This window comes from Caulobacter sp. SLTY, assembly GCF_009905535.1.
In the GTDB taxonomy this organism is placed as follows: Bacteria; Pseudomonadota; Alphaproteobacteria; order Caulobacterales; family Caulobacteraceae; genus Caulobacter.
In genome coordinates this window covers 57,124-70,094 of the sequence record NZ_JAAALA010000008.1, presented here as the reverse complement: position 1 = coordinate 70,094, position 12,971 = coordinate 57,124, and the positions used below count along the sequence as shown (strand labels likewise).

The window sequence follows — 12,971 nt, the reverse complement described above, 5'->3', positions numbered from 1 at the left end:
GAAGCTTCCACGCGATGGGGAGCGACGGATGACCGACGAAGATCGACGGCTGGGCAATCTGGCCGTTCTGGAACGCTATCGCGACGCCTGGGCGGCCGGTGACTTCCCTGGGCTGATCGGCCTCTACGCCGATGACTTCATCCTGCACTGGCACGGCGACAATCCATTCGCCGGAACCCATGTCGGCAAGGCCGCCGCTGTCGGCGCCCTGCTGGAATTCACGCGTCGGACCGATCGCAAGCTGGTGGCCGTCACCCACATCATGGCCGACGCGGACAGGGCCATCATGATCGCCCGCGAAAGTCTGGCCGGCCGGGAGGTCGACCGGGTGCTGATCTATCGCACCGATGGCGAAAAGGTGCTGGAATGTTGGGTGCTTGACGCCGACCAGGCCTACATCGACGGCCTGCTGAAAGCTTGACTTCCGGCCCTCGAAAGACGACCTACCCCGGCTCTTTCAGGGATTATTCTTCATGACCGTCAAGGTCCGCTTTGCCCCGTCGCCGACGGGCCGCATCCACGTCGGCAACATCCGCGCCGCGATCGTCAACTGGGTGTTCGCCCGGGGGCAGGGTGGAACCTTCGTGCTGCGGATCGACGATACCGACGTGGCCCGCTCGACCAAGGAGTACGAGGACGGCATCGAGGCCGACCTGACCTGGCTCGGCCTGACCTGGGACGAGCGCTACAACCAGTCCAAGCGGTTCGACCTCTATCATTCGGCCATGGAGCGGCTTAAGGCCGCCGGCCGCCTCTATCCCGCCTACGAGACCCAGGAAGAACTCGACCGCCGCCGCAAGGTGCAGCTGTCGCGCGGCCAGCCGCCGATCTACGACCGCGCGGCCCTCAAGCTCACCGCCGAAGAGATCGCCGCCTTCGAGGCCGAGGGCCGCAAGCCCCACTGGCGTTTCAAGCTGGACGGCCGCCGGGTGAAGTGGACCGACCTGGTGCGCGGCGAGTGCGACGTCGACACCACATCGATGTCCGATCCCGTGCTGATCCGCGAGGACGGCGCCTTCCTCTACACCCTGCCGTCGGTGGTCGACGACATCGACATGGGCATCACCCACATCATCCGGGGCGAGGACCACGTCGCCAACACGGGCACCCAGATCGAACTGTTCGAGGCCCTGGGCGCCGCCGCCCCGACCTTTGGCCACTTCAGCCTGCTGGTCGGCGCCGACGGCAGCGCGCTGTCCAAGCGCCTCGGCTCCCTGTCGATCGCGCAACTGCGTGAGGACGGTATCGAGCCCCTGGCCATCACCTCCCACATCGCCAAGCTCGGCACCTCAGATCCGCTGGAGGCCGGGGCCAGCCTGGCCGAGTTGGGCGCCAACTTCGACTTCGCCAAGATGGGCCGCGCGCCGGCGCGCTTCGACGAGGCCGACCTGCACCGCCTCAACGCCGGTGTCTTGCACATCATGGACTACGCGACGGCGAAACCCCGCCTGGCCGCTCTGGAGGCGGATCTTGGCGAAGACTTCTGGCTGGCCGTCCGCCCGAACCTCAAGCTGTTCAAGGATGTCGCCGACCTGGCCCGCATCGTCGGCGGCGAGATCGTTCCGGTAATCGAAGACCCCGCCTTCGCCGCCAGGGCCCTTGAACTGCTGCCGGCCACTGTTGACGCCTCGACCTGGTCCGCCTGGACCGCCGCCATCAAGGACGCCACCGGCGCCAAGGGCCGCGCCCTGTTCATGCCCCTGCGCCAGGCCCTCACCGGCCTCGACCACGGTCCCGACATGGGCGCCCTGCTGGCGCTGATAGGGCGCGAGAAGGCGGCAAAGCGGCTGGCGGGTCAAACCGCCTAGTCATCCCAACTACACCGGTCATCCGAAGGGGCGATCCGGGACCCAGGAGGGCAGGAAAGCCGGCAGAAATGCTGCGTTGGATGAGCAGATCACGCGCCCCTGGGTCACGGCAGCTTCGCTGCGCTGCGGCCGGGAGGACGGGGTAGAGTAAGCCCGATCCATCATCTCCCGCTTGCCGCGCACCCGCCGTTCCCGCAAGTTGACCGGAGAGTAAGCGTCGTCTTCGGGGGATATCCATGCGCGCCTATATCGTCGGGCTGTTCTGCGCCGTCGCCTTCTTGTGGGCCGGCGCCGCCCTGGCCGCTCCGGAGCCGGTGCTCGCCCCGGCCGGCGCCTGGGTCAAGCCGATGGGGCGGTTGAAGATCGACAGCCCCAAGACCGCCGCCCCCTACCGCCTGCTGCGCCTCGACCAGCAGGTTCACTTCGGCCCCGAGGGCGACAGCGTCTATGTCGAGAGCGTGGTCCGCATCCAGACGGCCCAGGGCCTATCGGTGATGGGCACCATCGCCCTGCCGTGGAACCCCGATTCCATGACCCTCACCGTCCACAAACTGGAGATCCGCCGCGGCGCCGAGGTCATCGACGTTCTGGCCGACCAGGTGTTCACCGTCTTGCGCCGCGAGAACCGTCTTGAATACGCCCACCTTGACGGCGTGCTGACCGCCACCATGCAGCCCGACGGGCTGGAGGTCGGCGACATCGTCACCCTGTCCTTCACCATGACCCGCAAGGACGCGGTCGTCGGCGCCTTTTCCGAGGATTACCTGCCGGCCGTCACCACCGACCAGGTCGATGAAATCCAGCTGCGCGTTCTCTGGGACCCGAAGGCCAAGCCGATCCGCTATCGCCTCGACCAGGGCCTGAAGGCTCCCAAGGTCGGCAAGACCGCCGCCGGCGAGACGGAACTGCTCTTCGACCTGAAGGGCCAGAAGGCCTACAAGCCGCCGGCCGGCGCCCCGCCGCGTTTCCTGCGGCCGCGCGGGGTGGAGTTCACCCAGTTCAAGGACTGGTCGGAGGTCTCCGCCCTGCTGGCGCCGCTCTACGACAAGGCCGCCACCCTCAAGCCCGACTCCCGGCTGAAGGGCGAGATCGCCAAGATCCGCGCCGCCTCCAACGACCCCAGGGTCCAGGCCGGCCTCGCCCTGGCCCTGGTTCAGGACCGCACCCGCTACGTCTTCCTGGGCATGGACGCCGGCAACCTGACCCCCGCGCCGGCGGACCTGACCTGGTCGCGCCGCTACGGCGACTGCAAGGGAAAGACCGCCCTGCTGCTGGCCATCCTGCGCGAGCTCGGCATCAAGGCCGAGGCCGCCGCCGTGCATAGCGAACTGGGCGACGGCATGGACGTCCGCCTGCCGATGGTCGGCCTGTTCGACCATGTGATCGTGCGGGCCGAAATCGACGGCAAGGTCTACTGGCTGGACGGCACTCGCATGGGCGACCGCAAGCTGGAGGACGTGAGCGTCCCGGCCTTCGTCTACGCCCTGCCGCTGCGCCACAAGGGCGGCGCCCTGGAACCGCTGAAGGTGGAGGCCGCGCCGCTGCCGCTGATGGCCCTGGTCATCGACATCGACGCCTCGGGCGGCCTCTACGCCAAGGCCCCGGTCAAGGCGACCCAGTCGTTCCGCGGCGACCTGGCCGCCAGCACCAAGGCCGCCGCCGACGCCGCCCCGCCCGAAGAGCTGGAGAAGGTCTACAAGAAGTACTGGACGGATCTCTATCCCTTCATCGAGGTCGAGACGGTCTCCAGCCGCTACGACGACAAGACCGGCGAACTGATCCTCAGCATGGCGGGCAAGGCCTCCATGGACTGGGTCGAGACCAACGAGTCCTCCTCACCCCGCTATCTGGCTGACGGCTACCTGCTGGGCGGCACGGTCAGCTACAAGCGGGACGCCGAGGCCGACAACAAGGACGCCCCCTACGCCACCCAGCACCCGACCCACAGCTACTTCCGCGAAACCATCCGCCTGCCGGATGGCGGCAGGGGCTATACGGTCGAGGGCGCGGACGTCGACACGGTGGTCGGCGGCGTCGCCTATTGGCGCAAGAGCGCGATCAAGAACGGCGTCTTCACCATGGAGAGCCGCGGCCGCAGCCTGGAGCCGGAATTCCCCGCCGCCCAGGCCGACAGCATCGCCAAGCAGCTGGCCGAGATGGGCAAGGTCGAGGTCAACGTGGTCGCCCCGCCCGGCTATCGCTGGAGCGCGGCCGACCGAACCAGCCGCATCGCAGACATGGACAAGGCCATCGCCGAGGATCCCAAGAAGATCGGCCCCTGGACCGGCCGCGCCTGGCTGCACCGCGAGAACAAGGACTGGGTCCGGGCCGAGGCCGACTACACCCAGGCCCTGACCATCGAGGACGGCAACAGCGACCTCTATGCCCTGCGCGCCGGCGCCTTGCTCCGCCAGGGCAAGAAGGACGCCGCGATGGCCGACTTCGCCACCGCCCGCAAGAAGGCCGGCAAGGACGCCGGCAAGCTCAACACCCTGTGCTGGGAACAGGCGACAAACGGCGTGGCCCTGGAAGCCGCGCTCGGAGACTGCGACGCCGCCCTGCAGCTGGAGCCGCGCAACGCTCCGACGCTCGACTCGCGCGGCTTTGTGCTGATGCGCCTGGGCCGCTGGAAGGACGCCCTGGCGGACTACGACAAGGCTATCAGCATCCGCGCCGACTCAGCCGAAAGCCTCTACGGCCGGGCGCTGGCGAAGTATGGGGTGGGCGACAAGGCCGGTGGCGATGCGGACCTGGCGCAGGCCCGGAAACTCGACCCCGCCATCGACGAGGAGTTCGCCACCTACGGGCTGAAGGCGCCGTAGAAATCCTCCCCGTTCGGGGAGGGGACCACGCGAAGCATGGGGGAGGGGGTCCTCAACGATCTGAGCGGACCCCCTCAGTCAGCCGCTACGCGGCTGCCAGCTCCCCCGAACGGGGAGCACCTACCGTTTAGGCGTTGCAGGCGGCCAGTTGCGTTTCGTCGAACTTGGCGCCGCGGTAGCCGAAGCCGGTCACCGCGCCCAGCTTGGACTGCAGCTTCTTGCACTGCTGGTCGGCCGGCAGGGCCTTGACCTTCGCCGCGCGGCAAATGTCGCCCTTGCAGGTCCAGACGGCGCCGTCGATGATCAGGTTGCCCCGGGTGGTCTTTTCCTTAAGGGTCAGCCAGCCGTCGACCCGGTCGGCCTGGGCGTTGGCGGCCCCGGCCATGCAGCTCAGGGCCAGCGCCCCGATGAGGAACACACGCATAGTCTTCTCCATATCCCCGCGCGCGGTGGGAGTCCGCGCGCTGGAAGCGACCTTGCGTTTTCTTTAACAACTAAGTCAACTCGTTTGTCGCGGGGTGGGCGGTTCCCGCGCCGGGCGCCGCCGCCATCTCGCGGAGCAGGGCGGTGACCTGGCCGATGTCGTCGGTGGACCGCCAGGCCTTGGCGAATTCCGGCGGGCTCAGCCGCTCGGTGATCGTGTGGTGAAGCAGATCGAACAGCGGTTCCCAGAAACCACGTGGATTGTAGAACACCAACGGCTTCTTATGCAGGTCCAGACGCTGCCAGGACAACAGCTCAATCACCTCTTCCAAGGTGCCGATGCCTCCAGGCAACACCACGAAGCTGTCGGCCTCCTCGAACATCATCATCTTCCGCTCGTGCATATTCTGCACGACGATGGTCTCGACATCGTCGAACGGCTGCTCGCGCCCCATCAGGAAGGTGGGGATGATGCCCAGCACCCGGCCGCCGGCGTCATGCGCCCCGCGCGCGCAGGCGCCCATCAGCCCGACGCCCCCGCCGCCATAGATCAGCCTCAGGTTCTCCTTGGCCAGCAGGCCGCCGAACGCCTCCGCCGACTCCAGGAAGGCGGGATCGGCGTCGTTGGACGAGCCGCAGTAGACGCAGACAGAATCGATCCTGGCGGCCTCTTGTTCGGCCATGTCGGTATCCTCAGATAGAAACGGCGCGCTTGCGGGCGCGCCGGAAAATCACGAAGGGATATGTTCGGCCTTCCTGACCGGGGTTTCAAGCATCGTGTCCAAACCCGTCCTCGCCTTGGCGGTTCCGCTCTTCCTGCTCCTGGCCGCCTGCGGCCAGGGCGGTGAGCCTGCCTGGCGCGGAAAGGCCAAGGCCGCCGCCGATCCCGAGGGCGCCGCCGGCTACCTGCGCCCACCCAGCCTGGCCATGGTCCGGGCCGGCGCGGACGGGGTGTCCCTGTCCGGCCGGGCCCAGCCGGGCGCGCCGGTCCAGCTGATCTCGCCGAGCGGCCAGACCTTCGACGCCACCGCCGACTCCGCCGGCGCCTGGACCGTCCGATTGCCGCCGTCGCAGGATGTCCGCCTCCTGGCCCTGTCCATGGGCGCGGGCGGGAACCGCGTCGTCCCGGCCCAGGGCGTGCTGGCCCTGCTGCCGGACGGCCGCGCGGTCCAGCTGCGCGCCGGCGCCAGCGCCGAGCCGATCTCCGCCATCAGCGACACCCCGCGCCTGCTGACCATCGACTTCGACGCCGACGGCGCCGCCTCGGTCGCCGGCGCCGCCAGGCCCGAATCCGGCCTCTCCCTGCGCATCGACCGCGCCGCCCGCGCCTCAGGCAAGGCCGACAGCCGTGGGCGCTTCCACCTGGTCGTCGCCCGTCCCCTGGCCGCCGGCGTCAGCCGCTTCGAGGTGGCGGGCGAGAGCGGCGAGCAGGCGGTCGATATCCCGATCAGCCCCGCCGGCATGTTCGAGGGCTCCCACCGCATCCAGCGACTGGCCAATGCCTGGCGCATCGATTGGGTCACCCCGGGCGGCGGGGTGCAGACCACCCTGATCCTGGACGCCGGCTCGTGAGGCCGACGCCCGAGCGCACCCGGCCCAAACCTCAGGCAGACCCGACGCCCCGAAAGGTCGATGCTGTCGGGGCCCTGCGCGACCTCTTCGCCTTGATCCTGAACTGCGGCGCGCCTGGTCTGCGCTGGCGGCTCACCTCCGCCCTGACCCTCACCCTCGGCGGCAAGGTGCTCGGCGTCCTCGCCCCGCTGCTGCTCGGCGCCGCCGTCAACCGTCTGGCCGCCGGCCAGTCGCCGGCGGTGCAGGTCGGGACCGCCTTCGCCGGCCTGATCGTCGGCTGGACCCTGATCCGCTTCCTGGCCGCCGCCGCCCCACAACTGCGCGATGTGGTCTTCACCCCCGTCGCCCAGGCCGCCCAGCGCCGCGCCGCCGCCGACGCCTTCGGCCACGCGCTCAGTCTCAGCATCGACTTCCACCAGACCAAGCGCACCGGCTCGCTCAGCCGCACGATCGAGCGCGGCGCCCGGGCCATGGACTTCCTGCTCCGCGCCCTGGTCTTCAACCTCGGCCCCACCTTCATCGAGCTGATCATTGCCGCCGTGGTCCTGGCGCGGGCCTACGACTGGCGCTTCGCCCTGGCGGCCGTCGGCACGGTGGTCGTCTACGGCGTCCTGACCTTCGCCATCTCCGACTGGCGCATCGCCCACCGCCGCGCCCTCAACGAGGCCGACAGCGACGCCGCCGGCCGCGCCGTCGACGCCCTGATCAACTACGAGACCGTCAAGGCCTTCGGGGCCGAGTCGCGCGCCGCCGCCGACTACGATCGGGCCCTGGCCATCTATGCTGACGCCCAGGTGCTGGCCACCAACAGCCTCAGCCTGCTCAACCTGGCCCAGTCGGCGATCATGGCCGTCGGCCTGGCCATCATGGCCCTGTTGGCCGGGTTCGAAGCCCAGGCCGGACGGCTTGGTCCCGGTGACGTCACGGCGGCCATCCTGATCCTGATCAACCTTTACGGCCCGCTGAACATCCTCGGCTTCGCCTACCGTGAAATCCGCCAGAGCTTCATCGACCTGGAGGCCATGAGCGACCTGCGCCGCCAGACACCCGATGTCGCCCAGGCGCCCGACGCCGCCGACCCGCCCCCCGCCGACGGCCGTGGCGGCGCCGTGGTCTTCGCCGACGTCTCCTTCAAGCACGGCGCCCGCAGCCAGGGCCTGGAAGGTGTCTCCTTCACCGCCGCCCCTGGCGAGACCGTCGCCCTGGTCGGCCCCTCCGGCGCCGGCAAGACCACCCTGGTCCGCCTGGCCCTGCGGATGATCGACCCCCAGGGCGGCCATATCAGCCTCGACGGCCTCGACCTGCGCCGCTGGCGGATCCCGGCCCTGCGCCGCGCCGTCGCCCTGGTCCCCCAGGACGTCGCCCTGTTCAACGACAGCCTGGCCGCCAACATCGCCTTCGCCCGCCCGGACGCCACCCCGGAGGAGATCGCCGCCGCCGCCGGCGCCGCCGAGCTCACCGACTTCATCGCCGGCCTGCCCGAAGGCCTCGACACCAAGGTCGGCGAACGCGGCCTGAAACTCTCTGGCGGCGAACGCCAGCGCGTCGGCATCGCCCGCGCCTTGCTGGCCAACCCCCGCGTCCTGATCCTCGACGAAGCCACCAGCGCCCTCGACAGCCGCACCGAAGCCGCCATCCAGGAAACCCTGCGAAAGGCCCGCCAGGGCCGGACCACCCTGGTCGTCGCCCACCGCCTCAGCACCATCGCCGACGCCGACCGCATCCTGGTCCTGCGCCGCGGCCGGGTGGTGGAGGAAGGTCGGCACGAAGAGCTGCTGGAGCGGGCAGGGGAGTACGCCGCCCTCTGGCGGCGGCAGACGAGGGGGCGGTAGGCGCGTCCCTCACCGCAGGGGACTGGCTCGCCGCGAGCGCAGTCAGGCCGAGTTGGAGCGCAGTCCGTTCCCGGCGTGCCTGTCCCCGACGTGGTGGTCCGTCGGGGACAGGTTGCCCGGGTCACGGCGGAGTTTCTCCTGACCCCCCGGCTCAGCGGGCAACCAGTCCCCAGCCGCTTGCGCTAGTCGAAGGCGGCCGCTACGCCAGCCGCGCCCTGCCCATGCAGGCGGTCAAACTCCAGGTACAGCCCAACCAGCATTAGGTTGTTCAAGATCTGGAACACTGCACCGACACCCTCGGACGCCCAGTGGTCCTGTGTCCCGGTGGCAAGCATCAGCACATAGACCAGGCCTGTGATCAGCAGCAGGCAGAAACTCATCAGCAGGATCAGTCCGACCATCAACCATCGCCGCCCCCGCAGCAGGGCCCAGCCCGCCCGCACCGCATCCGTCGGAAACGGGCTGCGATCGAGACCGACGGGCAGGGTCAGCCCCAGGAGGGCGGTCATGACCAAATACCAGAGCGTGGAATAGGGCAGGTCCGGCAGCCCAGCCTTGAGGGACGGCCAGAAGGCCACCACCCATGTCGGAGTATCCATGACCATGGTGGCCAGCAGCACCAGGGGGAGCGCCGCTGCCGTATTTCGGCCAACCCCCTTCAGGTCCAGCGGCCGTCCTCTCGCGCCCCCCAGCGCCAGGACAATCGCCACCCCGGCGGTCAGCGCCCAGACAAGGTCCATCGCAATCTGCAGCGCCAGGATAGTCGGCGGCGCTGCGACGCCGTCCGGCAAGTCCGGCCCATCCAGCACATCGATCCCGATTGCGATCGCGCCACAGATCAGGCCCACGACCAACAGGCTGGCCCACCGACGCCGCAGGGCTTCGATGCCGAAGATGGTGGCGCCACGCAGGCTGAATCGATCCGGTAGGGTCATGCGCCGATCTAGCCTTGCGCGACCGGCGGCTACAACCGTCCGTCGTTGCTACTTCCCCTGAACCCGCGCGATCAGCTGGATCTCCACGATTCCCGTCTCCGCCAGCAGCCCGGTGGTCCCCACCGCCGTCCAGGCCGGATGCGGCGCGGTGGTGAACTCGGCCCGCACCTTGTTCATGATTGCGATCTGCTCATCGCGCGAGCCGGTGAAGTGCGGCCCCTCCCAGACGTGGAAGCTGTTGACCATCACCACATCGTCGAAACTGGCCCCCGCCGCCTTCAGCACCGTGGCCAGCTGTTGGTACGCCCGCCGCGCCTGCGCCTCGAACGCCGCCCCGTCTTTCGCATCGCCCTGGTTGCGGAAGATGATCACCCCCGACACATAGAGGGTGTCGCCCACCCGCCGCGCCGGGGCGTAGCGATGGGTATCGTACGACGGCTGATGCCGCGCCGTGGGAATGATCACCGACCCGCCGGGCGCCGGGATCACCTTCGGATAGCTCTCCTGGGCATCCGCCGGCGACCCGGCGATGGCGAAGGCCGCCGCGAAGGCGGTGATGGTCAAGATGAAGACGGCGATGCGGCGCATGTCTGGCTCTCCGGGACCTTGCCTGACCCATGCCCGCAGGCCCCCGATCGGCACAACTTAAGTTGGTCATCAATCGAAGGTCTCGGCCGTCGTCTGGTCCCGCAACCCCACGAACTCCCGGTAAAGCCCGGCCAGGGCCAGGACCGAAGCGCCGGTGTAGACCACGACAAGCGCCGATAGCAGCGCGGGTGACCGAGCGGCGCCGATCGCCAGAAGGGCGACGGCTTGTACTAGGCCCAGCGCCAGGGCCGCCGCGGCGCTCAGCCCAAGCATGAGCCACCTTCGCCCATGCGTCAGCTCCAGGCTTGCTTGCGCCGAGGCGATCAGCCCGGTCCCGCGGTCCAGCGCGATGGGCACGGCGAAGCCCAGAAACACCGTCAGCAGGGCTTGCCAGGCCGTCGACGCCAGAAGCAAAGGCCCCAGCGCATCCAGGTTTTCGGTTGTTGATCGCGCACCGATTCCGATCAGATTCCTGATGAACTCCGAAGCCACGATGGTCGGTAAGGCCGACCATGGCGGAAACACATGGGCGAGCCGTCCTGGCTCCTCGGCCGTCGTTCGCCAACTGCTCAGGCAGGCTTGCAGCAAGAACCCGGACGTGAGCGCAACGACCAGGGTGTCGGCCAAGCGCCGCCAAACGGCGCCTTCGCCGGCCGGCAGAATGCCAGTAGAGAACGCCATGCGTGTCGCCAGGGCCAAGATCGCCCACGTGGCCGCCAGAGTTAGGAGTAGCAGCGGCCGCCGCAACAACGGCTCGACCACGTAGCCGGCCGTTCGTCGCAAGGATAGGCGGGCAGAATCGGCCATGGTCCAACCCTGCGGCCGGCTCGCGCCGCCGTCCACCATTCCGGTTGACCCCGCCGCGCATGCGCCTAGTCTCCCCTCGTTCTCCGGGGGGCCGCCCTTACGCGGCTGAGATAGGGGCGATAGGCTCCTGACCCGCCGAACCTGATCCGGGTCATGCCGGCGAAGGGAGAGGGACGCGGCCAAGCTTAGTCCGGGCCGTCAGACCGCCTTTGGCGTCACAATCCGGGTCTCCACCGTTTCGAGGAGCCCACGATGAACATCCACGTCCCCGGCAAGACCACCAAGCCCGAGAACGCCACCATCCCCACCGGCGAGCGTCCTGGCAGTCGCAAGGTCTACGCCCAGGGCGAGCTGTTCCCCGACATCCGCGTGCCGTTCCGCGAGGTGGCCGTCCACCCCAGCGCCAACGAGCCGCCGGTCACCCTCTACGACCCCTCGGGCCCCTACACCGACCCCAGCTTCGTGGTCGACATCGAGCAAGGCCTGCCCCGCCCGCGCGAAGCCTGGATCGTCGCTCGCGGTGACGTTGAAGAGGTCGCGACGCCCCGCGAGGTAAAGCCCGAGGACAACGGTTTCGCCGCCGGCAAGCACCTGGCCCCGCAGTTCACCGCCAAGCGCCCGATCTACAAGGCCCGCGCCGGCGCCCCGGTGACCCAGCTGGAATACGCCCGCGCCGGCAAGATCACCGCCGAGATGGAATACGTCGCCATCCGCGAGAACCTGCGCCGCGAACAGACCGCCCCCTGCGTCCGCGACGGCGAAAGCTTCGGCGCCGAGATCCCCGACTTCGTCACGCCTGAGTTCGTCCGCCAGGAGATCGCCCGCGGCCGCGCCATCATCCCGGCCAACATCAATCACGGCGAGCTGGAGCCGATGGCCATCGGCCGCAACTTCCTGGTCAAGATCAACGCCAACATCGGCAACAGCGCCGTGCTCTCGTCGGTCGCCGACGAGGTCGACAAGATGGTCTGGTCGACCCGCTGGGGCGCCGACACGGTCATGGACCTCTCCACCGGCCGCAACATCCACAACATCCGCGACTGGATCATCCGCAACAGCCCGGTGCCGATCGGCACGGTGCCCATCTACCAGGCCCTGGAAAAGGTGGGCGGCGTCGCCGAGGACCTCAACTGGGAGGTCTTCCGCGACACCCTGATCGAACAGGCCGAGCAGGGGGTGGACTACTTCACCATCCACGCCGGCGTCCGCCTGCCCTTCGTGCCCCTGACCGCAAAGCGGGTCACCGGCATCGTGTCCCGCGGCGGCTCGATCATGGCCAAGTGGTGCCTGGCCCACCACCGCGAGAGCTTCCTCTACGAGCACTTCGAGGACATCTGCGAGATCATGCGGGCCTACGACGTCTCGTTCAGCCTCGGCGACGGCCTGCGCCCCGGCTCCATCGCCGACGCAAACGACGAGGCCCAGTTCGCCGAGCTGCGCACCCTGGGCGAGCTGACCAAGGTCGCCTGGAAACACGGCTGCCAAGTGATGATCGAGGGCCCCGGCCACGTGGCCATGCACAAGATCAAGGCCAACATGGAAGAGCAGCTGAAACACTGCCACGAGGCCCCGTTCTACACCCTCGGCCCGCTCACCACCGACATTGCGCCAGGGTACGACCACATCACCAGCGCCATCGGCGCGGCGATGATCGGCTGGTTCGGCACCGCCATGCTCTGCTACGTCACGCCGAAGGAGCACCTGGGCCTGCCCGACCGCGAGGACGTCAAACAGGGGGTCATCGCCTACAAGATCGCCGCCCACGCCGCCGACCTGGCCAAGGGCCACCCCGGCGCCCAGATCCGCGACAATGCCCTCAGCCGGGCGAGGTTCGAGTTCCGCTGGGAAGACCAGTTCAACCTCGGCCTCGACCCCGAAACCGCCCGCGAATACCACGACGAGACCCTGCCGAAGGAAGCCCACAAGACGGCCCACTTCTGCTCGATGTGCGGCCCCAAGTTCTGTTCGATGAAGATCAGCCAGGAGGTGCGGGACTTCGCGGCGGGCATGGCCCCGAACGAGATCGAACTGGGCATGAGCGCGATGAGCGACAAGTTCCGCGAACTGGGGAGCGAGATCGATGTGGCGGTGAGAACGTAAACCTCGTCACCCTGCCTCCCCCCATCCGTCATCCTCGGGCTCGTCCCGAGGACCCATCGCTCAGCCGCCGCGACCCCATGCAGC

Annotated in this window: 11 protein-coding genes and 1 riboswitch; of the genes, 6 read left to right on the top strand and 5 right to left on the bottom strand. The window is 68.8% G+C overall.

From position 1 onward, the window contains the following. Positions 1–28 precede the first annotated feature (28 nt). The 3 genes from GVN21_RS06510 (at position 29) to GVN21_RS06500 (ending at position 4,630) form a co-directional block, all read left to right on the top strand. On the top strand, positions 29–421 hold the full coding sequence (locus tag GVN21_RS06510; RefSeq protein ID WP_166573908.1) for a nuclear transport factor 2 family protein: 393 nt from the start codon (positions 29–31) through the stop codon (positions 419–421). Between the two features lie 52 nt (positions 422–473). After that, the gene (gene gltX, locus GVN21_RS06505; RefSeq protein ID WP_166573907.1) at positions 474–1,808 is read left to right on the top strand and encodes a glutamate--tRNA ligase; all 1,335 of its coding nucleotides are present in this window, start codon (positions 474–476) and stop codon (positions 1,806–1,808) included. A gap of 236 nt (positions 1,809–2,044) precedes the next feature. Then, positions 2,045–4,630 carry a DUF3857 domain-containing protein gene (locus GVN21_RS06500; protein ID WP_166573906.1) on the top strand — a complete coding sequence of 862 codons (2,586 nt, stop codon included), beginning with the start codon at positions 2,045–2,047 and terminating at the stop codon, positions 4,628–4,630. A 127-nt stretch (positions 4,631–4,757) separates the two neighbouring features. Here the strand turns inward: GVN21_RS06500 and GVN21_RS06495 are convergent, their stop codons facing one another. Together GVN21_RS06495 and GVN21_RS06490 are read right to left on the bottom strand one after the other, a co-directional pair. Beyond that, positions 4,758–5,054, bottom strand: a complete 297-nt coding sequence (locus GVN21_RS06495) for a hypothetical protein (protein ID WP_166573905.1) — start codon at positions 5,052–5,054, stop codon at positions 4,758–4,760. Positions 5,055–5,124: 70 nt separating this feature from the next. Further along, the gene (locus GVN21_RS06490; RefSeq protein WP_166573904.1) at positions 5,125–5,736 is read right to left on the bottom strand and encodes a TIGR00730 family Rossman fold protein; all 612 of its coding nucleotides are present in this window, start codon (positions 5,734–5,736) and stop codon (positions 5,125–5,127) included. Between the two features lie 94 nt (positions 5,737–5,830). Between GVN21_RS06490 and GVN21_RS06485 the strand changes: the two genes are divergently transcribed. Beyond that, positions 5,831–6,625 (top strand): hypothetical protein, encoded by a 795-nt coding sequence (locus GVN21_RS06485; RefSeq protein WP_166573903.1) that lies wholly within the window; start codon positions 5,831–5,833, stop codon positions 6,623–6,625. A gap of 74 nt (positions 6,626–6,699) precedes the next feature. After that, positions 6,700–8,457, top strand: a complete 1,758-nt coding sequence (locus GVN21_RS06480) for an ABC transporter ATP-binding protein/permease (protein ID WP_240902787.1) — start codon at positions 6,700–6,702, stop codon at positions 8,455–8,457. A gap of 182 nt (positions 8,458–8,639) precedes the next feature. Here GVN21_RS06480 and GVN21_RS06475 read toward each other — a convergent pair whose 3' ends face one another. The 3 genes from GVN21_RS06475 to GVN21_RS06465 all read right to left on the bottom strand — a co-directional run bounded on the left by GVN21_RS06475 (position 8,640) and on the right by GVN21_RS06465 (position 10,787). Continuing rightward, positions 8,640–9,392 (bottom strand): hypothetical protein, encoded by a 753-nt coding sequence (locus tag GVN21_RS06475; RefSeq protein ID WP_166573902.1) that lies wholly within the window; start codon positions 9,390–9,392, stop codon positions 8,640–8,642. Positions 9,393–9,440: 48 nt separating this feature from the next. Next, positions 9,441–9,980, bottom strand: coding sequence for a RidA family protein (locus GVN21_RS06470; RefSeq protein ID WP_166573901.1), 540 nt, complete (start codon positions 9,978–9,980; stop codon positions 9,441–9,443). 69 nt (positions 9,981–10,049) lie between these two features. Continuing rightward, the gene (locus GVN21_RS06465) at positions 10,050–10,787 is read right to left on the bottom strand and encodes a hypothetical protein (RefSeq protein WP_166573900.1); all 738 of its coding nucleotides are present in this window, start codon (positions 10,785–10,787) and stop codon (positions 10,050–10,052) included. A 74-nt stretch (positions 10,788–10,861) separates the two neighbouring features. Then, positions 10,862–10,972, top strand: a riboswitch (TPP riboswitch). A 67-nt stretch (positions 10,973–11,039) separates the two neighbouring features. Between GVN21_RS06465 and thiC the strand changes: the two genes are divergently transcribed. Beyond that, on the top strand, positions 11,040–12,887 hold the full coding sequence (gene thiC / locus GVN21_RS06460) for a phosphomethylpyrimidine synthase ThiC (RefSeq protein WP_166573899.1): 1,848 nt from the start codon (positions 11,040–11,042) through the stop codon (positions 12,885–12,887). The last annotated feature ends 84 nt before the right edge of the window (positions 12,888–12,971 follow it).